The 24,692-nt window shown below is 43.7% G+C and carries 22 protein-coding genes and 2 pseudogenes; 7 read left to right on the top strand and 17 right to left on the bottom strand.

Going from position 1 to position 24,692, the window contains the following annotated elements; all coding sequences use genetic code 11:
• Positions 1-126: 126 nt before the first annotated feature.
• The 12 genes from M3I01_RS02065 to amaB form a co-directional block, all read right to left on the bottom strand.
• Positions 127-840 carry an ABC transporter ATP-binding protein gene (locus M3I01_RS02065; protein ID WP_255893909.1) on the bottom strand — a complete coding sequence of 238 codons (714 nt, stop codon included), beginning with the start codon at positions 838-840 and terminating at the stop codon, positions 127-129.
• Positions 837-1,721 (bottom strand): ABC transporter ATP-binding protein, encoded by an 885-nt coding sequence (locus tag M3I01_RS02060; protein ID WP_255893908.1) that lies wholly within the window; start codon positions 1,719-1,721, stop codon positions 837-839. The genes M3I01_RS02065 and M3I01_RS02060 overlap by 4 nt, the downstream gene beginning before the upstream one ends.
• The gene (livM, locus tag M3I01_RS02055; protein WP_255893907.1) at positions 1,718-2,992 is read right to left on the bottom strand and encodes a high-affinity branched-chain amino acid ABC transporter permease LivM; all 1,275 of its coding nucleotides are present in this window, start codon (positions 2,990-2,992) and stop codon (positions 1,718-1,720) included. Before livM ends, M3I01_RS02060 begins: the two co-directional genes overlap by 4 nt.
• Positions 2,993-3,904 carry an ABC transporter permease subunit gene (locus tag M3I01_RS02050; RefSeq protein WP_255893906.1) on the bottom strand — a complete coding sequence of 304 codons (912 nt, stop codon included), beginning with the start codon at positions 3,902-3,904 and terminating at the stop codon, positions 2,993-2,995.
• Positions 3,905-4,000: 96 nt separating this feature from the next.
• Positions 4,001-5,113: a branched-chain amino acid ABC transporter substrate-binding protein gene (locus M3I01_RS02045; RefSeq protein ID WP_255893905.1), complete on the bottom strand. Its 1,113-nt coding sequence runs from the start codon at positions 5,111-5,113 to the stop codon at positions 4,001-4,003.
• A gap of 475 nt (positions 5,114-5,588) precedes the next feature.
• Entirely contained in the window at positions 5,589-6,767 is a 1,179-nt protein-coding gene (locus tag M3I01_RS02040; protein WP_275564890.1) for a divergent polysaccharide deacetylase family protein, read from the bottom strand.
• Positions 6,768-6,788: 21 nt separating this feature from the next.
• Complete coding sequence (locus tag M3I01_RS02035; protein WP_255893903.1) at positions 6,789-8,066, bottom strand: S41 family peptidase; 1,278 nt, start codon at positions 8,064-8,066, stop codon at positions 6,789-6,791.
• Positions 8,067-8,118: 52 nt separating this feature from the next.
• Positions 8,119-9,258: a murein hydrolase activator EnvC family protein gene (locus M3I01_RS02030; RefSeq protein ID WP_255893902.1), complete on the bottom strand. Its 1,140-nt coding sequence runs from the start codon at positions 9,256-9,258 to the stop codon at positions 8,119-8,121.
• A gap of 7 nt (positions 9,259-9,265) precedes the next feature.
• The gene (gene gpmI / locus M3I01_RS02025) at positions 9,266-10,795 is read right to left on the bottom strand and encodes a 2,3-bisphosphoglycerate-independent phosphoglycerate mutase (RefSeq protein WP_255893900.1); all 1,530 of its coding nucleotides are present in this window, start codon (positions 10,793-10,795) and stop codon (positions 9,266-9,268) included.
• A gap of 124 nt (positions 10,796-10,919) precedes the next feature.
• Positions 10,920-11,810, bottom strand: coding sequence for a LysR substrate-binding domain-containing protein (locus M3I01_RS02020; protein ID WP_255893899.1), 891 nt, complete (start codon positions 11,808-11,810; stop codon positions 10,920-10,922).
• A 133-nt stretch (positions 11,811-11,943) separates the two neighbouring features.
• Positions 11,944-13,215, bottom strand: coding sequence for an NAD(P)/FAD-dependent oxidoreductase (locus M3I01_RS02015; protein ID WP_255893898.1), 1,272 nt, complete (start codon positions 13,213-13,215; stop codon positions 11,944-11,946).
• Between the two features lie 82 nt (positions 13,216-13,297).
• Positions 13,298-14,842, bottom strand: coding sequence for an L-piperidine-6-carboxylate dehydrogenase (amaB, locus tag M3I01_RS02010; RefSeq protein WP_255893897.1), 1,545 nt, complete (start codon positions 14,840-14,842; stop codon positions 13,298-13,300).
• Between the two features lie 178 nt (positions 14,843-15,020).
• On the opposite strand from amaB, the gene M3I01_RS02005 reads away from it, so the two are divergent.
• From M3I01_RS02005 to M3I01_RS01975, 7 genes and pseudogenes are all read left to right on the top strand, one after another.
• On the top strand, positions 15,021-15,875 hold the full coding sequence (locus M3I01_RS02005) for a LysR family transcriptional regulator (protein ID WP_255893896.1): 855 nt from the start codon (positions 15,021-15,023) through the stop codon (positions 15,873-15,875).
• 112 nt (positions 15,876-15,987) lie between these two features.
• Positions 15,988-16,791, top strand: coding sequence for a DUF1338 domain-containing protein (locus tag M3I01_RS02000; RefSeq protein WP_255893895.1), 804 nt, complete (start codon positions 15,988-15,990; stop codon positions 16,789-16,791).
• 162 nt (positions 16,792-16,953) lie between these two features.
• Positions 16,954-17,373: a rhodanese-like domain-containing protein gene (locus M3I01_RS01995; RefSeq protein ID WP_317133892.1), complete on the top strand. Its 420-nt coding sequence runs from the start codon at positions 16,954-16,956 to the stop codon at positions 17,371-17,373.
• Between the two features lie 11 nt (positions 17,374-17,384).
• Entirely contained in the window at positions 17,385-17,639 is a 255-nt protein-coding gene (gene grxC, locus M3I01_RS01990; RefSeq protein WP_255893893.1) for a glutaredoxin 3, read from the top strand.
• A 63-nt stretch (positions 17,640-17,702) separates the two neighbouring features.
• Complete coding sequence (gene secB / locus M3I01_RS01985) at positions 17,703-18,185, top strand: protein-export chaperone SecB (protein ID WP_255893892.1); 483 nt, start codon at positions 17,703-17,705, stop codon at positions 18,183-18,185.
• 268 nt (positions 18,186-18,453) lie between these two features.
• Positions 18,454-18,735, top strand: a pseudogene (locus M3I01_RS01980) (transposase domain-containing protein); the annotation flags it as partial.
• Entirely contained in the window at positions 18,701-18,904 is a 204-nt protein-coding gene (locus M3I01_RS01975; RefSeq protein ID WP_275564889.1) for a hypothetical protein, read from the top strand. The pseudogene M3I01_RS01980 and the gene M3I01_RS01975, both read left to right, overlap by 35 nt.
• Positions 18,905-19,277: 373 nt before the next feature.
• Here the strand turns inward: M3I01_RS01975 and M3I01_RS01970 are convergent, their stop codons facing one another.
• The 5 genes and pseudogenes from M3I01_RS01970 to M3I01_RS01950 all read right to left on the bottom strand — a co-directional run bounded on the left by M3I01_RS01970 (position 19,278) and on the right by M3I01_RS01950 (position 24,680).
• On the bottom strand, positions 19,278-20,318 hold the full coding sequence (locus M3I01_RS01970) for an IS481 family transposase (RefSeq protein ID WP_255893888.1): 1,041 nt from the start codon (positions 20,316-20,318) through the stop codon (positions 19,278-19,280).
• Positions 20,319-20,425: 107 nt separating this feature from the next.
• Positions 20,426-21,447: pseudogene (locus M3I01_RS01965) on the bottom strand (IS3 family transposase); the annotation flags it as partial.
• Between the two features lie 424 nt (positions 21,448-21,871).
• A complete protein-coding gene (locus M3I01_RS01960; RefSeq protein WP_255893887.1) occupies positions 21,872-22,648 on the bottom strand; it encodes an SHOCT domain-containing protein in 777 nt (258 codons plus the stop codon).
• A 286-nt stretch (positions 22,649-22,934) separates the two neighbouring features.
• Positions 22,935-23,798: a glutathione-dependent disulfide-bond oxidoreductase gene (gene yghU, locus M3I01_RS01955; protein WP_255893886.1), complete on the bottom strand. Its 864-nt coding sequence runs from the start codon at positions 23,796-23,798 to the stop codon at positions 22,935-22,937.
• A 105-nt stretch (positions 23,799-23,903) separates the two neighbouring features.
• Positions 23,904-24,680 (bottom strand): ferredoxin--NADP reductase, encoded by a 777-nt coding sequence (locus M3I01_RS01950; protein WP_255893885.1) that lies wholly within the window; start codon positions 24,678-24,680, stop codon positions 23,904-23,906.
• Positions 24,681-24,692 lie beyond the last annotated feature (12 nt).

Below are 24,692 nucleotides of genomic sequence, written 5' to 3'. Positions count from 1 at the left end.
TCTTGTGTAAAAACGATCTTTTTATCCACATAAATAAAAAAGCGGCATTTCATTTAATGTATAAATGAAACACCGCTTTGATAATAAGCGTAAAACTAGATAACTCTATAGAAGAGAATTTCTAGCTTAGTGCCCGCCCAAATAAGCTTCACGCACTTCTGGGTTAACCAATAATTCCTGACCTGAGCCCGTCATACGAATCTCACCATTGACCATCACATAGCCACGATTAGCCAGTTTCAATGCATGATTGGCGTTTTGTTCTACAAGGAAAATTGTCATACCCGTGCTAGCTACATCTCTCAAAATTTGAAAGATTTGCTTAACAATAATGGGGGCTAAACCTAGGCTCGGTTCATCCAATAATAACAACTTCGGACGGCTCATCAATGCTCGAGCAATCGCCAGCATTTGCTGCTCACCACCAGACATAGTTGAAGCTCGCTGATTACGACGCTCCAATAGGCGAGGAAACAATCCAAACATGCGCTGCATATCTTCTTCGGCATGATCCATGCCGATCGGAATCGTCCCCATCAAAAGGTTTTCTTCTACCGACATACTTGGAAAAATACGTCGGCCTTCAGGTGATTGAGCAAGACCATTCGACGCAACATAATGCGCAGATTTTTGTGAAATATCCTCACCACGATAAATAATTTCTCCAGAAGAAATACGTGGCTGTCCAAAAATAGACATTAGTAACGTCGACTTACCCGCACCATTTGCTCCAATCAAGGTAACAATTTCACCTTCATTGATCGTTAAAGAAACTTTTTTTAACGCTTGGATTGGCCCGTAATGGACATCAACCTCTTTAAATTCCATCAAAGATGTCATAGTGTCACCTCTTCATCATCTTCTTCTGCACCAAGATAAGCAGCAATGACTTTCGGGTCGTTTTTAATGTCATCAGGACCACCTTTTGCGATGACTTCACCGTGATCCAATACAACAATATAGTCCGAGATGTCCATAACCATCCCCATGTCGTGCTCTATTAACAGCACTGTTGTATTGTGCTGGTCACGTAAAACACGGATCATTTTGGTAAGTGCTTCGGTTTCAGAAGGGTTTAAACCCGCCGCAGGCTCATCCAAGCAAACGATCTCAGGATTCGTACACATAGCACGAGCAATTTCTAAACGACGCTGCTGACCATAAGAAAGCTCTCCTGCTAAGCGATTCGCTGAATCTACAAGATCCACGACACCCAACCAATAGAACACACGTTCTAATGCTTCTTCCTCAGACTTCCTATATGCCTTGGTATTTAAAATGCCTGAAATCAAACTGCGATTGACTCGCATATGCTGAGCAACCAATAAGTTTTCCACAACAGACATTTCTTTAAACAATCGAATATTTTGAAAAGTCCGAGATAACCCAGCACGATTCACTAAATGCGAACCACCAAACATTTTGTACTTAAGGCGACGAAAGAAAGCAAAGGGAGATAAAAAGTCTGTTGGCTGGAAAGGCTCTCCCAACACTTTGATTATGCTGGTTTCTTTTCCTGCGGCGGACAGTAAAATTTTACCACCCGTTGCTTTATAGAAACCTGTAAGACAGTTAAATACCGTTGTTTTACCTGCCCCATTTGGTCCAATCAAGGCAGATACGGAGCCACGCTTTATATCAAAGGTCACATCATTTAACGCTTTAATACCGCCAAAGTGCATCACCAAGTTTTCTACTTTTAAGACATGTTCTTGGCTCATTTCACTGCCCCTTTTCTCGTTGCAAAACCGGTTCGCGTTACACGAACAATACCGCGAGGTTTCCAAACCATCATTACTACCATCAAAATACCAAACATTAAGACACGGTACTCGGCGAACTCTCTTAATACTTCAGGTAAAACAGTAAGACAGAAAGCGGCAATAACCACCCCCAACGTTGAGCCCATACCGCCCAAAACAACAATGGCAAGAATTAACGCAGACTCAAAGAAAGTAAAGGAAGACGGATTAACAAAACCTTGGTAGGTAGCAAAAAACACACCCGCTAAACCACCTGTTGACGCACCCAACATGAAGGCAGAAAGTTTTACCAATACATGATTCAAACCAAGTGAACGACAAGCAATTTCATCTTCACGAAGTGCTTCCCAAGCACGGCCTATCGGCATTTTCACCAAGCGATGCTTGATAAAAAGAACCGCCCAGACAACAGCGAATAAGACCAAATATATAAACATATATTTGTAGGCAGAATCGTACGGAAGATTAAAAAATTCATGGAAGGTTTGACCATCACTAGAACGACGCTTGAATTCGAGTCCGAATAGCGTTGGTAACGGTGCAGAAATACCATTAGGCCCATGAGTAAACGACGCCCAGTTGGTTAATACAAGACGAATAATTTCCCCAAAACCAAGGGTAACAATCGCCAAGTAATCGCCGTGCATACGTAACACTGGAAAGCCCAGTATTGCCCCTGCAAATGCCGCTAAAAGAGCGGCAATCGGTAACATTGACCAAAAACCAAGCCCTAGGTTTTCATAACCCAATGCTAAACCATAAGCCCCAATAGCGTAAAAGCCAACGAAGCCCAAATCCAGTAAGCCTGCAAGGCCCACAACGATATTAAGACCAAGGCCAAGTAGTACGTAGATTAACCCTAAGATAACCACCGTAAGTACGTATTTAGAAGCAATGAAAGGGACTAAAAGTCCTACCGCAATCACCAATGGGATAATCCATACCATCTTCGATTTATGCCCAGGCGCGAGAACCGTTGCGCCATCATCGTTGCTAGCATAGCGAAATGCCATTGCAACGCCTTTTTCTGTCTGAAAAAAGCTAGAGATAGCAAAACGCCCAACAACAACAATCGCGACCATCCAGGCCACTTTGTCAAATTCAAAATCAAAGTCATAACCATCCAGCAGCACCCCAACAATAGGGCCAAACAAGATGAGCGCTAAAAAACCCGCAACGAGCGAATCAATGCTACTTTTCTTAAAATTTATTCCAACTGCTTGGCTCATTTATACTTTCTCCACTTCAGGTTTGCCTAGAAGGCCACTTGGGCGAATAATCAGAATGAGAACCAATAAAGAGAATGAGAAGACATCTTTATAATCAGAGCTGATCAATCCAGCAAACAAGGCTTCGGACAAGCCAAGAATAAGTCCACCTAACATAGCACCAGGTAACGAGCCGATACCACCCAATACCGCAGCAGTAAAGGCTTTAATGCCAATAATAAAGCCGACATAGAAATCAAATGCACCATAATCGAGCGTTATAAGCACACCCGCTAAGGCGGCCATCATGGCACCAATAACAAAAACGGTTGAAATAACTTTATCCGTGTCTATTCCCAAAATAGAAGCCATTTTTCGGTCTTGCTGAGTGGCACGACACATACGGCCTAACTTTGTTTTTTGAATAACGTAAGTCAATATGCCCATTCCCAAAAGGGAAATAAACAAAATAAGCAATTTCATATAAGTAATTTGTACAAAACCATCACCCACCGTAAAGCGGATAGCGCCAGTCAAAAGAGTAGGTACACCTTGTTGGTTAGCCCCCTGACTAAGTTGTACATAGTTCTGTAAAATAAGAGACATACCTATCGCCGAAATCAATACGGCTAAGCGGCTAGAGTTACGCAATGGACGGTATGCAATACGCTCGATCACCCAACCGTAAGCACCTGTCACAGCAACCGTTAAAAATAACGTGCCGATGATAATGATAGGGAAAGATTCGATACCGAAAAATGTTAAAAGAGCAATGGCAATAGCCGTGATATATGCAGACACCATGTAAACATCACCATGGGCGAAGTTAATCATGCCAATAATGCCGTATACCATAGTGTAACCGATCGCAATGAGCCCATAAACAGAGCCAAGGGTAAGACCGTTTACCAACTGCTGGAGAACGATATCCATTGTAAGACCTCGTGGGAGTTTTAGCTAAAATAGAGAGGACTTGTTTACTGGCACTATCCTTATGCCAGTAAAAAAGTGAATTAAACTAAATAGAAATTAGTTTACTTGATGATATTTACCTTGAGCATCCCACTCATACATAACGTAATCAGAAACGGTCAAATCGCCTTTTTCATCAAAGTCTTTCTTACCCATTACGGTACTAACAGAATTAGACTTCAACCATTCAGAGGCTTTCACTGGATCTAAGTTGTTATTAGATAGTGCTGCAGCAACGACTTGCATCGCAGTATAAGAGTAAAGCGTATAACCTTCTGGCTCATAACCGCCATCACGGAACTCTTTGATTACTTTTTTGCCCGCTGGGTATGACGTTGGGCTTGCACCAAAGGTCATCAATACGCCCTCAACATATTCAGGAGAACCCGCAACAGACACAAACTCGTCAGAAACGATACCGTCACCTGACATAAAGATGGCTTTAGAGCCTTGTTCACGTAACTGACGAACTAGTGGGCCAGCTTCGGAATGGAGACCACCGAAATAAACAACATCAGCATCAACTGAGCGAATTTTCGTGATAACCGCGTTGAAATCTTTTTCGCCACGCGTTAGACCTTCGTACATCACTTCTTTTAAGCCGTAAGCGTTAAGAGTTGATTTCATGGCATCAGCAAGACCTTTACCATAAGTATCTTTATCGTGAATAACCGCAACACGTTTAGCACCTAGAGTATCAACAATGTAGCTTGCTGCTACGTCGCCTTGCTGGTCATCACGACCACATACTCGGTAAACGTTAGGAAAACCTTGATCGGTAAGCATAGGAGCTGTAGAGGCAGGTGTTACCATTAGAACGCCCGCTTCTTCATAAATTCTTGACGCTGGAATAGATGAAGATGAACAGAAATGACCGACAACCGCTAACGCACCATCGGAATCGACAAGACGGTTAGCAATAGAAACGGCTTGCTTAGGTTCACAAGCATCATCCGCTTTTATAAGCTTGATCATTTCACCATTAAGGCCGCCCGCAGCATTGATGTCTGCTGCTGCTTTTTCAGCCCCTTTCCACAATTGCTCACCGAATGCTGCATAAGCGCCTGTATGTGGACCCGCCACACCAATGACCACATCTGCATGAGCCATTGTTACCGCTCCAGCAACAGCAAGAGATATTAATGTTTTTTTAATAACCGCATTTGACATAAGAAAAGCCTCTACTCGTTTTGTGTTTTATCGTTATTATTCAAAAGCAAGAAGTGTTCCAAAAAATTATAGTCCTCATGGAAAGGTATAAATTATGGAACTTTCGCAGCAAGTATTCAAAAAATGTGCACCGCAACAAGGCTACACAGTAATATTAGACTAATCTTTGGTCAATAGTAGTGCGCACAAATAATGTAAAAAACGTAAACAAAATTCTATTTGCTTTTAAAAAGGCGAAATAAAACACTGTTCAACGTGTTTTTTATAGTTTTTTGTACTTATAGAAGGGGTGTTTCGCACTGAGTAAGCACAAAAATTGGAAGTGGTATGTAAAAATTTATATCAAGGGATATATGTAGCAACCACAATAGGTCAGGCTACTTATACAATGTATTACAAAAAGAAAAACAAAAATTAAAAAAAACTCTTATTTTTTATCAAAAAACTCCGGCCCAATAAAAACATAAAGTGTGAATTACTCTTTGGTATGCTGAGGCATTGTCTCAAGTACGTCAGATAAGCGAACAAGACGAACACCGTCAGCTTCTAAATGGTTAAGACGCTTTTTAAGGTATGCCATTGTTTCAGGATAAGGATGACCTATCGCCAACGCGCTCCCATGACGCCTTGCTAGCTTTATTAGGCGAGAAAATTGCCTATCAATCGCTTTTTCCGTTCGAATGTTATCTAAAAACACATCACGACTGACTGTTTTCAAGCCATATTCTTGGGCTATTTTTTTCGCCACGCTTTTAGGGCTCGTTAAACTGTCAATAAAAAACAAAGAGCGGTCTTTTAGTACTTCCATGACCCACTTCATCGAATCCGCTTTGGTCGTTAATAAGCTTCCCATGTGATTATTCACACCTTGAATTCCGGGCAAACCATCTAAATCCTTATTCAACGTCACTTTTAACTGATGTTCGGTCATATTGGCATACAAGCCACCAGGGCCTAATTTCAACTCTCGCTGGTTTTCCATTGGAGCATGCAACAAAGTGATTCTACCCTGCTCTTTCGCCGTTAACGCCGTTGGTAGAGCAAAAGGGGTTTCTGGTAAAATGGCCAAAGCAACTTCATAAGGTAACGCCAAAGAAGACGCCATCCCTTGACGACTATAACCAAGATCATCAATTAGAATGGCAATCCTTGCCCTTTTTGGATGCATGTCAACGGCCAGTATTTTAGCGGGAATCACCTTACCCTCAGGCACTTTACGATCTAACTCTGGCTTAACGATCGGTGAAAGAGGCTTGTCTTTAGAATGAGAATCATACTGATGGAGACTCGGCGCATCCAAAAAAGGCACCATCGTTGGCACCCAAGGCTGGGGTTCATCCAATATTGGAAGGTTAGGCAATAAAGGGGGAGTAGAAGCGACAGGGCTATCTGACGCCTTCTCTGAGGAAGGTTTTTTTGGAACAACTAAAGGACCTAAATGCTCAGGAAGAACGGTAGGTACTTCAAAAAAAATTGGGGTTTCTTGTTCGATAATTTGAGTTTCTTCAAGTTGAACCGCATCGTCATCATTACTGATTACTGTTTGCGCACGGTCAGCAATACTATCCAACTCATTTGCCCACCCGTATAAGGAAAACAAAAAGAACATAACAACAGAGACTTTCTTTAAATCAACCAAGCGAGTGTTTACCAAAAAAATACGTTTACTTAAAAATTACTGTTTCTGAACTAGCTTAGGCAGAGTTTTCAGAATAGTAACGGCTTGAAATAACTGGAAATCCGTTTGTGCGAGTTCACTAATATCAGATTTCACATCTGCGCTTGTTCGCTCTTTACCACCCGTACCATTGTCTAAATGCCCTTTAAGTTCTGCTTCTTTAATAAAGAACTGTCCCTTTTCGAACGTCAACGTCGCTTGCGGGACAACAAGATCAGGCGTGATACCTTGCGCTTGGATGGAGCGGCCATTTGGCGTGTAGTACAAGGCCGTAGTTAACTTTACCGCATCGCCATTAGACAATGGAACCACCGTTTGAACAGAGCCTTTACCGAAGGTTTCCGTACCCAAAATCACGGCACGCTGGTGATCTTGTAAAGCACCCGCCACAATTTCAGAGGCCGAGGCGGACCCTTCATTTATCAGTACGACAAGAGGAACTGTCCCAAGTTTGGTGTTTTTCTTTGTTGCCATAAACTGCCCCTTAGACATTTCATGGCGACCGTTGGTGTAAACAATCATACCTTTATCAATAAAGGCATCTACGACGCCAACGGCACTTTGCAAAACACCGCCAGGATTATTTCGTAAATCTAAAACAACGCCTTTAATGGTTCTTTCTTGCTCCAGCTTATCAATGGATTGATAAAACTCTGATGCACTATCACCTTGAAACTGACTGAGACGAAAATACGCAATACCATCGTCTAACCACTTTTCAGTCACACTTTTATCTTCGACCAATCGTCGGGTGAGTTCGTAGTGTTTAACGTCCCCATCACGCTCAATATCCAAGGTCACTGTGGTGCCAATTTCACCGCGCATGAGTGTCACGATATCTTGCATGCCCAGATCTGTAATTAACGTATTATCAATTTTAATAATAACATCGCCCGGTAAAATCCCTGCTTCCGCTGCCGCCGAAGCATCAACCGGTGTGACGATTATCAAATGGTTGTCTCTCATTTCAACTTCCACACCAATCCCCGCATAATTTCCGGAAGTCAGCTCATTGAAATCAACCAATTCACTTTTTGTAAAATACTCTGAATGAGGATCAAGGCCTGACACCATACCTTTTAGCGCCTTGTTGAGAATATCCTCATCAGACAAGACTTCTACATAACCTTCACGAATGGTTTCAAAAGTCTCAACAAAAGATTGGATTTCAGCAGTCGGTAAAATGGATTTTTCTTGGGTGTCTGCAGAAAAAACAGGCTGCGCGAATAACACTATAAATAAAAAGGGAATGTGCTGTCGCAGTAGATTGATCATATTTATTCCTATTACTTCTTTACTGGCCGCGGGTTTGAGTGTGTCGTGTAAATCAACCAGCGTTCACCCAAGAGAGTGGTTTTAATGGCGTGCCGTTATGGCGAATCGCAAAAAACAAAGCAGTATCAGGGCGGCCGCCTGTGCTTCCTGCCATAGCGACAGTATCATTCGCACCAACCCATTCACCCACTTCTTTTAACAAGCTTTGATTATAACCGTATAATGACATGTAACCATCACCATGGTCTAAAATAAGTAAAAAGCCGAAACCTCGCATCCAATCAGAAAACACCACTCTACCTTGGAAAATAGCATGAACCGGTTCACCTTCTTTGGCGCGTAATGTCACTCCGCCTAAATTAATACTTCCATCAATCGGCAGCTCAGCAACCACTCTTAAAGGACGGACTAGCTTGCCACGTTGCGAGGAAAAAGGCACATCCTGATCAGGAATCTTTATATCCGCAAGTACTTCTTCTAAGCGCTGTAGCATTTCCTGTAAATTTTGCTGATCTTTCAGTAACTGCTTCGAGCGTTTATCCCCCTTCGCCAAGTCACTGTCTAGCTTGGCCAGCAAATTACGTCGATCGGCCTGTTGGCCAGTGAGACGACTACGCTCTGCTTTTAATAACGTTTCTTCTCTCGCTTGCTGAGCACGATGACTTCGAATGCTTTTCTCAACAAGACTCAAATCACTCACTTCATTGATAAAACCGTTGATCAGAGACTGTCGAGCATTAGAAAAATAACGATTGTATTGCACTAAACGCTGAGCGTCTTCCGAACTGTCGCCGTTCAATAATAACTTAACGCTTTCTTCATTGCCGGAACGATAAACCGCCCTTAATTGGGCGGCTATTTGTTCATTTTGTTGCTGAATACTTAACTGAAGAGAGCGCTGCTGAATTCTTAATTCTCCTAGCTGCTTCTCTCCTTTTTTTAAGCCATCTTGAATACCTTGAATCTTTTTAAGCAGCTCTTGAATATCTTTTTCTTTGCCTTCAAGCTGCTTTTCCACATCAGACCGTTCAGATTTAAGATCCTTCAGCCAACCATTAAGTTTCTTTAAATCTTTCTGCAATGTTTGAATTTGTTGCTTAGCCTCCTCTGGTGTTTGTGGCTCACCTGCTGACCAGCCAAGGCTGGGCAGCAAGATTAAACACAAAAGCAGACAACGAGATAATAAGATCATCCTAGCCTCAAGCTTGCGTGAGCAAGCTCACACCGGTCATTTCAGCAGGTTTTTCCATTCCCATCATGTCCAATAAAGTCGGCGCGAGATCACACAATGCACCTTCTTTTATGCCGACACCTTTTGTAGGAGTGAACAAAACCAAAGGCACCGGTCCAATAGTATGGGATGTCAGAGGCTGAGAACCGTCATCGCTTAGCATTTGCTCTACGTTTCCGTGATCTGCCGTGATCAAACACTGACCTCCATTCGCTTCTAACGCCTTGATAATTCGACCCAAGCAAGCGTCGACCGCTTCAACAGCTTGTACTGCCGCAGAGAAAATACCGCTGTGACCAACCATGTCACCGTTGGCAAAGTTACAAATAATGGTGTCGTATTTGCCCGCTTCGATGACTTCGACCAGTTTATCTGTCACTTCAGGCGCGCTCATTTCAGGTTTCAAATCGTACGTAGCAACATTGGGTGATGGGATCAATTCGCGTTCTTCTCCATCAAACAACGCCTCTTCGCCACCATTAAAGAAGAACGTAACATGCGCGTATTTCTCCGTTTCGGCGATACGAAGTTGTTTCTTGCCCTGTTTCGCCAATACTTCACCCAATGTATTGCTCAGCGCAATCGGAGGAAAAGCGACATCTGCTTTGATGTCTGACGCAAACTCAGTGAAGGTAACAAATGACGAAAACGTCGGATACACCGCACGTTCAAAACCATCAAAACCAGCATCGGTAAAAGCACGTGTTAATTGACGAGCACGATCTGGACGGAAATTAGCAAAGATAATGGCATCGCCGTCTTGGACTGGAGCCGGATTACCCACCACGGTTGCTTTTACAAACTCATCATTTTCATCACGTTCATAGGCCGCTTGGATGGCCTCTTCAGCGGAGTTCGCTTGAAACTCGCCTTTGCCTAGCACAATAGCGTCATAGGCTGTTTTAACTCGATCCCAGCGATTATCACGGTCCATTGCAAAATAACGCCCAGTTAATGTCGCTATCTTACCAACACCCAGTTCCGCCAATTTCGCTTCTAGCTCAGCGGTTGGTGCTTTCGCAGAACGCGGTGGAGTATCTCGACCATCGGTAAAGCCGTGTACATAAACCGCTTTTGCGCCACGCTTTACCGCTAATTCGCACATCGCCATAATTTGTTCGTGATGACTGTGAACACCACCATCAGACAACAAGCCTAAAATATGCACCGCTTTATCGGCTGTAACCGCTTTATCGACCGCATTAACTAAGGCTTTATTCTCAAAAAAAGAACCATCTTCAATGGCTTTTCCAATACGAGTAAAGTTTTGATAAACAACACGCCCAGCACCCAAATTCATATGGCCGACTTCGGAGTTACCCATTTGGCCTTCCGGTAAACCCACGGCAAGGCCAGATGTTTTAATTAAAGTATGAGGATGATTTTTCCACAGAGCGTCCCAGTTGGGTGTGTTTGCTGCGGCAATGGCATTGGATTTAGAAGTCTCGCTGTATCCCCATCCATCAAGGATAAAGAGCGCGGTGGTCTTTTTGTTCATCTTAATCTACCCCGTAAATTGATCATAATTATGACTCGATACTATCACAGGCTTGTAATTTTGTTACAGGTTAGCGCGTCTATAAAGGCTATTAGTTTCATTAATGGAGCCTCAACGACGCATTTTATTTTGCCAGCAACCAATCTCGAAAAATCACCACTTGCTCAAGATCCGCCTTGTCTACAGGATAAGATAAAAGGTATTCGTGAGGTGTTGCAACCGCTTGACCAAAAGGCGCTACCAGCTCGCCTGTTTGCAAACTGCGTTCTGCTAAAATTGTCGGCATAATCGCAATCCCCATGCCGTTTTTAGCGGCTTCCAGCAGCATATGAAAGTGTGCAAAAGAAGCCCCAGCAAAAGAACCACTTTCTAACCCTTGAGAAACCATCCAATCGGGCCATGCATTAATGCGCGACGATAAATGTAAAAATGGAAAACGCGTCACATCATCAACTTGCCATTCATCGATTGTTTTATCACCAATACGCGCTAATAGCGCCGGTGAACACACCGCCACCACATGCTCTCGCATCAGTTGATGAGAAATCGCTCGCGGCCAATGATCTCCGCCATAATGCAAAATAATATCAATGCTTTCAGGGTCGACCTTCGCAGCGTCATCTAATGAACGGACTTTAATCTGGAACTGAGGGTTAGCAAGTTGAAATTTGGCAAGGCGAGGCATCAGCCAATAAGACGCTAAGGTAGGCAACGCCGATATGGTGAGCGTCGTTTTCTCATCTTCGCGATGCAGCATGCGCAAGCAGGCGTTTTCCATACCATCAAGTAAAGGAACCACTTCTTTGTAATACGCCGCCCCGGTTCCTGTCAGCACCAGACGTTTATTTAATCGAATAAATAAGTCACGAGACAAAAATTCTTCAAGGTTTCGAATTTGTCGACTGACGGCGCTTTGGGTCAGGTGCAGCTCTTCCGCGGCCTTTGTAAAGCTTAAGTGCCTTACCGAGGCTTCAAAACATTTTAACGCGGTTGACGATGGGATATAACGGCGCATGGAGGCGTTACTCACTAACAAAACAGGAGGACAATAACTGTACCTTACATCACTCTTATTCCCAAACAGTAAAATGAAAAACGCACCACAAGGATGCGTTTTGTCATTTTAATAAACCATTCAAAACAACAAACTAATCCAAAGCATGAGACTGCTGCCCGAGATGATAGGTGTGTGCACCCACTTCATAAAACATGCGTTTTAATTCTCTAAAAGGAATGTCTCGTAGTAAAGTGGTTGGAATCGACAAACTGTCTCGCTGTCCAGCAAACCATTGAGCCAATTCTGCGCCAACCACTGTGCCAGGACCAATGCCTCGGCCACTGTAACCCGCAACACTAAACAAACCATTCTGTAATTGCTGGCAATGAGGTAAATGGTCTTCGCTGTAAGCTATTTTTCCTGTCCAGCAATAGTCCCATTCCACTTTATTTAGAATCGGAAACAATTCCTTTACTCGCTGGCTGGCCCAGTTCGATAACACACTCCCTTCGCCTCCCATTCCGCCAAATACTAAGCGCCCTTGTTTATCAAGACGAAAAGAACTCATGACAGTACAGGTATCCCAAACGCCTTCTTTGTTAGGCAGAATACTCGCTAGTTGTGCATCAGACAGCGGTTTACTCGCCAGCTGAGAATAAAAAATCGGCACAAATTTACGCGCTTGTTCTTTTACACCGTGTTCGCTGTAAGCGTTGGTCGCCAAAATGACTTTTTCAGCGTGCACTTCACCACCATCGGTGTGGATTGCCCAACCATCTGGTGTTGGCTCAATCTTATTAACTGGAGAGAATTCAAATAGTTTTGCGCCTTCTTTCAGCGCCGCGTCAGCTAACCCTCGAGCATACGCCAGAGGTTGAATTGTGCCCGCTCGCGGATCAAACAATGCGGAATTGAACTTCCCAGAACCAATACGAGACTGAGCTTCCGCCGCATTCAGCAATTGCACAGGCGCACCACGGCGAACCAATTGTTCATAACGTCGCTCTAATTGCACCAGTCCAGCCTTGCCTACGCCAGCATGCAAGGTGCCATGACGTGTTGCTTCGCATTCAATGCCGTATTCATCGATCAAGCCATAAACATAATCAGGCGCAACTGCCAGCGCGTCATAGAGTATCTTGCCTGCCTCCGCCCCAATGGTTTTATCAAGCTGATCCGGCTCTAACCATAGCCCTGCATTGGCAAGACCGACATTTCGACCAGAACCGCCAAAACCCACTTCCTGCGCTTCAACAACGGCTACTGATATCCCTAACTTCGCCATATGCAATGCCGCCGACAATCCGGTAAAACCACCGCCGACGATAACCACATCAACCTCTAAACGCCCTTCTAATGACGTTAATACAGGCGCCGCTGGCGAACTCGCACGCCACAGGGAATCACATAACAATTTAGACATAACGACCACCTCTGAAGCGACCATGGCAGACAATCAAAACGCAAAGCGCGACTCAGCATCCACCGAGCCGTGCAAGGGACGATTACTCGAAAACAATACCTTGAGCCAATGGCAAATCACCGCCATAGTTCACTGTATTGGTGGTACGGCGCATGTAGTTTCTCCATGCATCGGAACCCGACTCACGACCACCACCAGTATCTTTCTCGCCACCGAACGCACCCCCAATTTCCGCTCCAGAAGTACCGATATTAACGTTCGCAATACCACAATCAGAACCCGCTGGAGACATAAACAATTCAGCTTCACGCATGCTTTCCGTAAACACAGCAGAAGACAAACCTTGTGGTACTTCGTTCTGAATTTCAATCGCTTCTTCGAAGGTGCTGTACGTCAATACATACATAATCGGTGCAAAGGTTTCTTCATGAACAATCGGTGCATCATGAGCAATACGAACAATCGCAGGCTTCACATAAAAACCACCAGCCGGAACACCTTCTGTTACGCGCTCGCCACCACAAATAATTTCGCCACCTTGCTGCTGAGCGGTTTTCAATGCCGCTTGCATAGTGTCAAAACTTCTTTCGTCGATTAACGGTCCAACTAGATTCCCATCTACTAATGGGTTACCCACACGAAGTGAACCATAAGATTTAGCCAAACTTGCCACCAAACCATCAACCACACTTTCGTGGGTAATCAAACGACGTAGCGTGGTACAACGTTGGCCCGCTGTGCCTGCCGCAGAGAAGACGATGGCACGCAATGCAAGATCAAGGTCAGCAGACTTAGAAACGATCATCGCATTGTTGCCACCAAGCTCTAATAAAGAACGACCAAGGCGACCAGCAACGGTTTTCGCAACTGCACGACCCATTAACGTAGAACCCGTTGCTGAAACCAGAGGGAAAGTTTCGCTCGACGCAATGGCTTCACCAAGCTCACGATCACCAATCATGACAGACACCGCTGCTTTCGGGATATCTGGCATATCAGCAATCACATTTTGTGCAATTTGGTACATAGCCAACGCACACAAAGGCGCTTTTTCAGACGGTTTCAACAATACAGGATCGCCACAAACCAAACCAAGCATGGTATTCCATGCCCAAACCGCCATCGGGAAGTTAAACGCCGTGATCACAGCAACAGGACCAAGCGGGTGCCATTGCTCCATCATGCGATGCCCAGGACGTTCAGACACAATAGACAAACCATGCAACATACGAGATTGACCAACGGCAAAGTCACACACGTCAATCCACTCTTGTACTTCGCCCAATGCTTCAGGAAGGATTTTGCCGGCTTCAAGGGAAATTACTTGCGCCAATTCATGTTTGTATTTGCGTGCTTCGTCGCCAATACGACGAACCAATTCACCGCGACGTGGTGCTGGAATAGTACGCAGCACTTTAAACGCGTCTTTTAATTCCACGTTCACCGCTTCAAGTTGAGCAGGCGTGGCATTATTAAACGTAGACAACTTAGCGCCATCAATTGGGCTGTGAGCAGAAAAGACGCTGCCTTTTCCTAACGACTTGGTATTACCTGTTAACACACTGAAAAAAGTGTCGCCCTGTTTTAGAGTATTAATACCCAATGTGTCTAAGCAAGCTAATGACATGTGAAACCTCTTAAAATTAGTTTATTAAGTGAAATTCTATCCTTACACCATAACCAGCTCGTACGATAATAAGAAATACCGTTTTCCTGCCAGTGGTCTAGTTTTTTCCTATGGCTTACCCCATACTCCTATAGGTATATTTAGAAAGACGTTACTCGAAAAACAGAAGGTTTTTTCCATGGACATTCGGTCATTACGCTACTTTATCGCCGTATATGAGGAACGCAGCCTGAGCGCTGCCGCCAAACGCTGTTTCGTTGCTCAGCCCTCAATATCTACCACCGTGGCACAACTAGAAGTCGACTTAAGCACTAAACTGTTTGTGCGTCACTCCAAAGGTGTTTCCCCAACAGACAGCGGCTCGCAACTGTATCCTCATGCGTGCAAAATGGTCAGTGACCTTAGTGCGATGCGCAGCTTGTTTATCGATTCACCCGCGCCATTGGCATTGTCTATTTCACTTACGCCTTTTTTGTCGGGTGCATTGATCAGCCAAGTCATCAAAACCATGTTGGATGAAGTATCAGGTTTAACACTAAAACTGGTCGATGAATCCGAAAGCGCCGATCTGCGTTTTACTTGCAACCGGTACACCTCGGACGAAGATGTGTTTTATCCGCTTTGGGAGGATGACTATGTCATCGCCATGCCGTTGGATCATTGGTTAGCTGACTTTCCTTCTATTTCTATTAAACAAATAGACAAACAGCCTTTCATATCTCGAACACCCTGTGACATTTTAGAATCATGGAACTACCTCATGCAAAAGCAAGAACTCACCACAGATGTTCGCGCCCAGGTGAAAACCGAAGAATATGCGCTGGACTTAGTCGCAGCAGGTTTAGGCATATCATTGATTCCCGAGCATTCGTCTCGAGGGCGTAGCGATCTTTGTCTACGGCCACTTAACGATGTTAAATTAAAACGGGTTGTGGGCTTAGCGCATAAAAAAGAGCGCAGCTTCCCAGCGCATCTTATCCATACTATTTTAACGGCCAAACAGCAGTTATTAGTCAACAAGAACCCAGCGTAAAGACGACTCGTAATACTTTTATGCATCATGAAATGCATTTTTACCTTTTGCATTACCGCTCATCACTGCACTAAAGTAACTTAAACGACTTCAAGCTATTATGGGAAACCCTATGACACCTTCTGATTTTTTTAGTGCTTTGTGGAACAGTTACACTCAAATCACACCACAAGCTCAGCGTATTCAGCAACTTTTTGAAAGCCATGGCGAAACTGTATTAAACGATCATGTGGCCTTTCGTACCTTTAATAACTCGCCAATCTCTTTGGAAAAACTAGAGCCTCAACTCGAAGCCATCGGTTACAAAGCGTACGGTGCTTTTATTTTTGAGAGTAAGCATCTCAAAGCTCGTTGCTATAAGCACAAAACCGATGCGGACTCCCCAAAGATTTTCCTCTCTGAATTATTGGTAGAAGAATTGCCACAGCACTGCCAAGAAATTATCGGGAAATTCATCGCACAAATCCCTGCCGATGCGGTGCAATCTCCCGCTGTTTTCTGGGCAGGAAAGTTATGGCAAACGCCAACAGAAGCCGACTATCTTGCCTTGGCGGAACACAGTGAATACGCAGCTTGGTTATCCACAATAGGATTACAAGCGAACCACTTTACTGTCAGCATCAACCATCTTAAGAAATACCCAACCATCAAAGCTGTTAACCAGATGCTTATTGATGAAGGTTATGCATTAAATCAAGTGGGAGGCTTAGTTAAAGGTACGCCTCAATCATTCTTGGAACAGTCTTCGACCATGGCCGATAAAGTGGATTACACTTTCTCTGACGGTAAACAAAGAACCATTCCAAGTTGTTTTTATGAATTCGCTCGACGCCACTTCATGGCAGACGGCAATTTATTTGACAGCTTTATCGAAGGTAATGCCGATAAGATCTTTGACTCCACCAATACAAAGTAAAATGACCAACATCATAGCGAGCCCTTAAGGGCTCGTTATGATCCGATTTTTCTCTCATTTCCTTACTCACCCCATCATATAGTTGTCACCTTTGTCTGAGACTATGTACCGATTCCACTCGGCGTGTATAATGCTGGCAGTTTAAATATGGGCTTTACTATTATGATTAACCAACTTATCGAATTTTCTATTAACCACTGGGAAATGGTCGCTGTCTTTTTAGCGATTCTTGCCACACTACTATTTGTTGAAAGCAAGGGCGGTGCACAGGGGTTAACACCTTCAGCAGCCACCAACTTAATGAACAACGAAGACGCTGTTGTTGTCGACATTCGTCCTGAAAAAGAATTCAACACGGGCCACATCACTGGCGCATTAAACATTCCAGCTACCAAGATGAAAGAAAATCAAACACGTCTTGAGAAACACAAAGACGCCCCAATCATCATAGTATGCAAATCTGGTGTCACCTCCGGTGCAAGTGCAAAAGACTTAAAAAAGGCAGGCTTCACTAAGGTATATAAACTTCAAGGCGGCATTGCTGAATGGCAATCATCTAACTTGCCTTTAGTTAAAGGATAAGAGACTAAAATATGGCTTCTGTTACTATTTATTCGAGCAACTACTGCCCATTTTGCACTAGAGCAAAACAATTGCTATCGTCTAAAAATATTGCGTACAATGAAATTTGCGTTGATGGCAACAATAAACTTCGCCAAGAAATGACTCAAAAAAGTGGACGCACTTCGGTTCCGCAGATCTGGATCGGCGAACAACATATTGGCGGTTGCGATGATCTTTATGACCTTGAACGCCAGAAAAAAATCGATGGTTTACTGACTCAATAATGATTTACTTGCCTAATACATTTGGCAGTAACACAATATTTAAAATATAAAAAAGGAATAATCATGTCTGATACCGCAGAAACAAACGTAGCAGCAGAAACACAAGAACCTCAAACACCGCAATTATCTATGCAACGTGTTTTCTTAAAAGACATTTCTTTTGAATCGCCTCGCTCACCGATGATTTTCCAAGAAGAATGGAAACCAGAAGTTGGCTTGGAATTAAACACAAAAAGCCGCCAAGTAGGCGAAAGTGTTTATGAAATCGTTTTGGAAATTACCGTCACGGTAAAAAACAGCGGTGAGACTGGTTATCTAGTACAAGTTCAACAAGGTGGACTGTTTGTTGTTTCTGGTCTTGATGAGCAACAACTACACCATGCTTTAGGCGCTTTCTGCCCAGCAACCTTGTTTCCATATGCTCGTGAAAACATCGATGCGATTGTTGTAAAAGGCAGCTTCCCTGCCCTTATGCTTGCGCCAATCAACTTTGATGCACTGTATCTAGAAAGCCTACAAAAGCAACAAGCTGAAACAACTCAATAGAAACCATTGAGTGATGAAAAAAGGAGGCCATGTGCCTAATGCTGTTCACTTTAGGGCTGAATTTAATTGAATAGTCTCAGAAAATCCGATTAAACTTTCTTAATCGGATTTTTTTGTGTCTATTCAGTAGTTATTGCTTAGTATCGATAAGCTCCTCTCATTATCAGATCATTCAACCTTCACTCAGAATATTCCGGTTGAGTAGATTGAGTCCGCATTAACTCTTTCTTCAAAAGCCAACATCAGGCGATGATACTTACCGGAAGATCAAGTTCTTTGGTTAGTCTTAGGCATGGCTCTTTTTCGGGATGAAGCGATCGAAGAAGTCGCGAGACGCTTAAATATTTGTTCGGAAGAATTGGCATCGGAGCAGCTCTTTGCCAAAAGTGGCGTTTCTCAAGCGAGGCAGCGCCTGGGCTCTGATCCTATGCAGTGGCTTTTCCAGCGAACAGGTGAGCATTGGAGCAGTGAGCGGTTTGCTCAGGATGATTGGCAAGGGCTGCAAGTATTCGCGATTGATGGTGTCGTTTTTACGAGAACACTTCGGTAGCGCCAGCAATACAGCGGCCAAGCAAAGCGCCTATCCGTTATTGCGCGGTGTCGCTCTGATGAATACGCATTCCCACGTTATTTTAGATGCTCAGGTAGACGTTTACCGAAACGCTGAAACACCATTAGCTAAAGCGATGTTAGATAAGATTGCAGTATTACACTTTTAGATCGAAATTTTTGTAGTCCCAATCTCATGTATGCATTGATGAATGGGGAAATGAACGACATTGGTTAACCCCCAAGCGCAGCAATACTGTGTATGAGGTCATTGAAGAATATGGTGATGGTGATGCATTATGGCGTATGAAAGTCTCCCACAAGCAAGCACGCAAGAAGAACTCTAATCTGCCCGAATATTGGGATGTACGAGCCATAACCTATGACGTTCGGGGTACAGCCAAGACGGTACTGACCATGAGAGGTGGTTTACCTCCATTGACTGTATGTGACCTTTTATGGTTGTAAAACCATAGCCACTTTGTTTGTACTAGCTCAGACCTGATCTGACAGTTACCTCATTTTAAACCGGTGTCTGTTAGTTTAGATCTGGGTTAAATTCTTTTCAGCCCAGATCACTTTTCCATCAAGTAATGTGTCAAGTGGCGTCCTTCCACAACACATTTTTCCCTGATGAGTTCGGTCATTATTGTAATAGACCATCCATTGGTCCAGATCTTTTTGCAGAGCTTCTAGACTATCGTAAAGTTTTTTACGAAACGTTACCTGATAAAACTCATTCAGTATCGTTTTATGGAAGCGTTCACAGATGCCATTGGTTTGTGGCGACATGGCTTTTGTCTTGGTGTGATCAATGTCGTTGATCGCAAGATAAAGCTGATAATCGTGCTGCTCTACTTTGCCGCAATATTCTGTTCCACGATCCGTTAAGATACGAAGCATAGGCAAGTCATTGCGTTCAAAATACGGCAATACTCTGTCATTCAAAATGTCTGCGGCCGTAATGGGCGTTTTGGTTGTGTAGAGCTTTGCAAAGGCTACTTTACTGTAAGTATCAACAAAGGTCTGCTGGTAAATCCTGCCAACCCCTTTGAGATTACCAACATAAAAAGTGTCTTGAGAGCCCAAATAGCCTGGATGAGCCGTTTCTATCTCGCCACAAGCTACATCATCCTCTTTCTTTTTCTCAAGAGCCGCGACTTGAGCGTCCGTCAAGACGATGCCATCTTCGGCTACCTTTTGTTCTAAGGCTTTGAGGCGCTTTTTGAAGTTTTCTAAATCGTGCCGCAGCCAGATCGAGCGAACACCACTGCCGGATACGAAGACACCTTTTTTACGAAGTTCATTGCTAGTGCGATGCTGCCCATGCGCCGGTTCAGCAATAGCATAGTCAATGACTGCGTTTTCCGTTGCGTCATCAACTCTGTTTTTGATGTTGGGTGTGCGTCTAGATCGATTGATTAACGCATCAAGATTACCGTCTTGAGCGAGCTCTTGATAACGATAAAACGTATCTCGCGATACCCCCATGATTTTGCAAGCTTTTGAGACGTTTCCGAGCTCTTCTGCCAGATTCAGCAAACCTGCTTTGTGTTTAATGATGGGATTGTTAGTATGCAACATAGAGAGTTACCTTTTGTTTGTTTTGATTGAAGATTCGACACCTTTATCAAAACGGGTAACTCTCTACCTTTCAAGTAGAATTGTCAGATCAAGTCGAGACTAATACACTTTGTTGCATAGTCCTGTACTTCTTCTAGGGTGTCAAAAAGGTGTTTACTTACCCAACCATGTCTTGCCGTTCGATTGTAACGTTCGATATAAGCATTTTGCTGCGGATTACCAGGCTGAATATACTCAATACGAATATTATGATGTTTAGCCCAGTTAACAAAATCATGATTGATGAACTCAGGGCCATTATCGCAACGAATAATTAACGGTTTCTCGCGCCATTCTAAAAGTTGATCTAACCCTCTGATGATTCATAGTGACGACAACGAAAAGCCAGCCTCCATAGCCAGTCCCCCACGCTTTAAATCATCAATCACATTGAATAAACGATACTTTCGTCCGTCTGCGAGTCGATCGTGCATAAAATCGATTGCCCAGACTTGGTTTGGTCTAGTTGGCTCTTTTAAGGGCTCTGGAACAGTGCGATTTAGACGTCGTCTTGGGTGAATGCGTAGATTAAGTGCCAGCTCACAATAGATTCGATAAACACGTTTATGATTCCAACCATGGGCTTTTACATTCCTCAGATAGGAAAAACATAAACCAAATCCCCAGTCAGATTGATCTTCTGCAAGATCAATCCGTAAGTTCGCTATGTACGAGTTTTCATCATTAAACTTTCCCTGATAGCAATAACAGATTTCACTGATTGAAAACGCCACACACGCTAAACGAACACTCACTGGGTGGCTAGCAACAGCATGTTGTGCCATCTCACGTCGTTGAGACAGCTTCACCACTCGTTTGTACCCTTGGGTATCTTTGCCATGGCTTCCTGAATCACTTCTGCCTTAAAGTGTTCTTCGGCGTACATCTTTTTAAGTCGACGATTCTCTTCTTCAAGCTCTTTCATTCGAGCCATCAATGAAGCATCCATGCCACCATATTTAGCCCGCTATTTATAAAAGGAAGCGGCACTCGTACCATGCTCTCTGCACAGTTCAGGAATCGGGGTGCCAGCTTTGGCTTGTTTTAAAATAGCCATGATCTGGCTATCAATGTCACGAGATTTTTTCATGCAGAACCTCAACCTCCTCCGTATAGATTACGAGAAAACTCTACTTTTGACTGCTATTATTTCCTAGGGGGATTACCCTTGCCTACAACATCGTGCGTAGAGAGGCGAGTCATGCGGCGACATCACATGGTCAACGAGCAAGCGGTGTGCGTTTAAAAATGGCGTTTACTTTTATTACTTCCAACTTGATCGTGATGGCAGCCGCTAAGGCAGAATCGAAGACAGGAATGCGCCTTAAGGAGCTAAGGTCTGGGGTGTGTAATTTGTTTTTGGAGCGAAAAAAAGCGAGGACTAGTCGGCCTCGCTTGGTCAAGCAATCAAAGACGAGATATCCGGTATCTCATAATGCTGTTCCACTTAAGTGGACAGCATTATTATAGTGAGCCTCTTTTTATACAACACATAGGATATTCACATTGTCTAATCAAATACGATTCAGTAAATCGGTTTTTTTAGAGTTATATTCATTGTCAGAAATCGCGCCCATATCACGCAGCTTAGCTAATTTCTCAATTAATTGGATCACCTCGTCAACGGAAGTTGCATTGCTGAAATTTTGAGTCGTTTGCATAGCCGGTGCAGGTGTATAAGGTACTGGTACAGGCGGTTCTATGAAGTTATTTTGAGGAGCAGGTGCTCGCATTATAGGAGCAGAGCCCGTCCCAGAAACAACCGGTAATGTGTTGACTAGAATCGTGCCATATTGACTCGAAAAAGTCAGCGATGAATTACCACCTTGCTGCTGGCTTATGCCACCGATATTATTGTCTAATGTATCGTAAACCGTGACATTACCATTCACTTCAACCGCAAGACGTTTTGGAAAAATAGCGTAACGAGTGCTATTTTGTGCGCCACTGCTAAACGGTTGACCAAGATCTCCAGGCCACCATTGATTATTGGACCTTGAACCTTTTGGTAACGGCATAAACACTTGCATATTAGCAAGGCCATTCGCCAATTCATTACACAGGTTATCCACTGTCGATTTTAGACCGTAGTTAAACATGTCGCCGACCATGGTCATGCCACCGCGCATCCATTGACCACCACCACCCAACTCAGGGCAGTTAAACTGTGCCATCGATCCGCTACCATTATTCACAGCAATCAGCATGTGAAGCACCGCATCAAAACTTAGGTTGTAGCGACTGGAAAGGGAGTTAACAAGGTTTTGTCCATCTTGCGTTAAATTTTGCATTTTCGAGCTCTCTAAAAGGGACGTAGAGCTGTTCTCTTCTGTCTTGTCAGCCACAAAGGACATACATCGCCTAGTACATCGACACAAAAAAAGAGTAGGTTGCAGCATCATGCTGACCAACAGATTTCGTAGACCGACACTCTAACACATCTGCGTCTTACAAAATGGTGACAAGCACTCAAATTAGCTGTTTATTTTTTAAACATTCCGTTTATCAACCATTAAAAAAGGGACAAGCCATTAAATGACTTATCCCTTTCCCAAACGCACGGATATGTATTATATTTTATTTAATAAGACCATCAAAATCCGCAGCATCATGACGCTCATGAAGCTGCGCCCCGTCGCCAAAAGCCTTATTAACAATACGGCCACGCTGTACTGCTCGGCGTTGCTCTATCGCTTTTGCCCAACGCACGACATTTCTATAGCGGGTTACGTCTAAGAACTCAGCGGCATCATATAGGTTGCCCAATACTAAGTTACCGTACCAAGGCCAAATGGCGATATCAGCGATCGAATACTCCTCACCGGCCATGTAAGTATGATCAGCCAGTTGTTTGTCCAACACGTCTAATTGACGTTTGGTTTCCATCGTAAAGCGGTCAATCGGGTACTGCATTTTAGTCGGCGCGTACGCGTAAAAATGGCCAAAACCACCCCCTAAATAAGGAGCAGATCCCATTTGCCAGAATAACCAGTTACGACATTCTGTTTTTGCCGCTAAGTCTTTTGGTACAAAGGCGTCGAACTTTTCAGCTAAGTATTGAAGAATAGAGCCAGACTCGAAAACACGCGTTGGTGGTGTTGTACTGTAATCCATCAGGGCCGGAATTTTTGAATTAGGATTTACTTCCACAAAACCTGAGCCGAACTGATCACCTTCACCAATGTTAATCAAATAAGCATCGTATTCAGCATTGCTTTTACCCAACGCTAAAAGCTCTTCCAACATGATCGTCACTTTCTGACCATTAGGCGTGGCCAAGGAATGAAGTTGAAGTGGGTGCTTACCAACAGCGAGTACTTTTTCATGCGTTGCCCCAGAAATAGGACGATTGATGCTCGCAAATTTACCACCGCTTTGTGCATCCCATTGCCATACTTTTGGCGGTACATAGTTTTCATTATTAACTGTGTCAGAACTCATCATATCTCCTAAAAATAGTTATCGGCTAAAGCACTTTTCAAGCCGTTGCGGTCAATAGACCGACGATTATCAAGGCGTGCCTTTGAATGCTGTTTATAAAATCCATTAATGCTCAACAAAAGCGCGTTCGATGACGTAATCTCCTGGTACCCCGATCTTTGGAGACTCTTTAAAACCAAGCTCATCAAGTAAAATGGAAGTGTCTTTAAGCATACTAGGGCTGCCACAAATCATCACCCTATCATCCACTGGGTCCAACTGTGGTAAACCAATATCTTCTGCCAATTTACCACTGCGAATCAAATCAGTCAGACGACCTTGATTGCGAAAAGGTTCACGCGTCACTGTAGGATAATAGATCAATTTTTCACGAACCTGTTCGCCAAAGAACTCATTGCTAGGCAATTCTTTTTCAATAAAGTCTGCATAAGCGAGTTCACTCACATGGCGTACGCCATGAATCAAAACAATTTTGTCGTATTGTTCATAGGCATCAAAATCTTGAATAACGCTTAAAAAAGGCGCTAAACCGGTGCCAGTAGATAATAGATATAAGTGTTTACCTGGGTGCAAATCACGCGTCACTAAAGTGCCGGTAGGTTTGCGACTGACCAAAATATCATCACCTACTTGTAAGTGCTGCAAACGGGACGTTAACGGGCCATTTGGCACTTTTATACTGAAAAATTCCAAGTGCTCTTCGTAATTCGGACTGGCAATACTGTAAGCACGTATCAAAGGACGCGCTTCGGTTTCTAAGCCAATCATCACAAACTGACCATTGTCGAAACGCAAGCTTGGATTGCGTGTGGTTTTAAAGCTAAATAAATTTTCATCCCAGTGATGGACACTTAAAACGCGTTCAGTAACAAATGCACTCATGACGACCTCATT

The organism is Marinomonas maritima (assembly GCF_024435075.2).
Taxonomy (GTDB): domain Bacteria; phylum Pseudomonadota; class Gammaproteobacteria; order Pseudomonadales; family Marinomonadaceae; genus Marinomonas; species Marinomonas maritima.
The sequence above is the reverse complement of the archived record's forward strand: the minus strand, read 5'-3'. Positions and strand labels throughout refer to the sequence as shown.

Coding starts and splice junctions, on each gene's coding strand:
- M3I01_RS02065 (WP_255893909.1), bottom strand. CDS start 840: ATGACATCTTTGATGGAATTTAAAGAGGTTGATGTCCATTACGGGCCA.
- M3I01_RS02060 (WP_255893908.1), bottom strand. CDS start 1,721: ATGAGCCAAGAACATGTCTTAAAAGTAGAAAACTTGGTGATGCACTTT.
- livM (WP_255893907.1), bottom strand. CDS start 2,992: ATGAGCCAAGCAGTTGGAATAAATTTTAAGAAAAGTAGCATTGATTCG.
- M3I01_RS02050 (WP_255893906.1), bottom strand. CDS start 3,904: ATGGATATCGTTCTCCAGCAGTTGGTAAACGGTCTTACCCTTGGCTCT.
- M3I01_RS02045 (WP_255893905.1), bottom strand. CDS start 5,113: ATGTCAAATGCGGTTATTAAAAAAACATTAATATCTCTTGCTGTTGCT.
- M3I01_RS02035 (WP_255893903.1), bottom strand. CDS start 8,066: ATGATCAATCTACTGCGACAGCACATTCCCTTTTTATTTATAGTGTTA.
- M3I01_RS02030 (WP_255893902.1), bottom strand. CDS start 9,258: ATGATCTTATTATCTCGTTGTCTGCTTTTGTGTTTAATCTTGCTGCCC.
- gpmI (WP_255893900.1), bottom strand. CDS start 10,795: ATGAACAAAAAGACCACCGCGCTCTTTATCCTTGATGGATGGGGATAC.
- M3I01_RS02020 (WP_255893899.1), bottom strand. CDS start 11,810: ATGCGCCGTTATATCCCATCGTCAACCGCGTTAAAATGTTTTGAAGCC.
- M3I01_RS02015 (WP_255893898.1), bottom strand. CDS start 13,215: ATGTCTAAATTGTTATGTGATTCCCTGTGGCGTGCGAGTTCGCCAGCG.
- amaB (WP_255893897.1), bottom strand. CDS start 14,842: ATGTCATTAGCTTGCTTAGACACATTGGGTATTAATACTCTAAAACAG.
- M3I01_RS02005 (WP_255893896.1), top strand. CDS start 15,021: ATGGACATTCGGTCATTACGCTACTTTATCGCCGTATATGAGGAACGC.
- M3I01_RS02000 (WP_255893895.1), top strand. CDS start 15,988: ATGACACCTTCTGATTTTTTTAGTGCTTTGTGGAACAGTTACACTCAA.
- M3I01_RS01995 (WP_317133892.1), top strand. CDS start 16,954: ATGATTAACCAACTTATCGAATTTTCTATTAACCACTGGGAAATGGTC.
- grxC (WP_255893893.1), top strand. CDS start 17,385: ATGGCTTCTGTTACTATTTATTCGAGCAACTACTGCCCATTTTGCACT.
- secB (WP_255893892.1), top strand. CDS start 17,703: ATGTCTGATACCGCAGAAACAAACGTAGCAGCAGAAACACAAGAACCT.
- M3I01_RS01970 (WP_255893888.1), bottom strand. CDS start 20,318: ATGTTGCATACTAACAATCCCATCATTAAACACAAAGCAGGTTTGCTG.
- M3I01_RS01960 (WP_255893887.1), bottom strand. CDS start 22,648: ATGCAAAATTTAACGCAAGATGGACAAAACCTTGTTAACTCCCTTTCC.
- yghU (WP_255893886.1), bottom strand. CDS start 23,798: ATGAGTTCTGACACAGTTAATAATGAAAACTATGTACCGCCAAAAGTA.
- M3I01_RS01950 (WP_255893885.1), bottom strand. CDS start 24,680: ATGAGTGCATTTGTTACTGAACGCGTTTTAAGTGTCCATCACTGGGAT.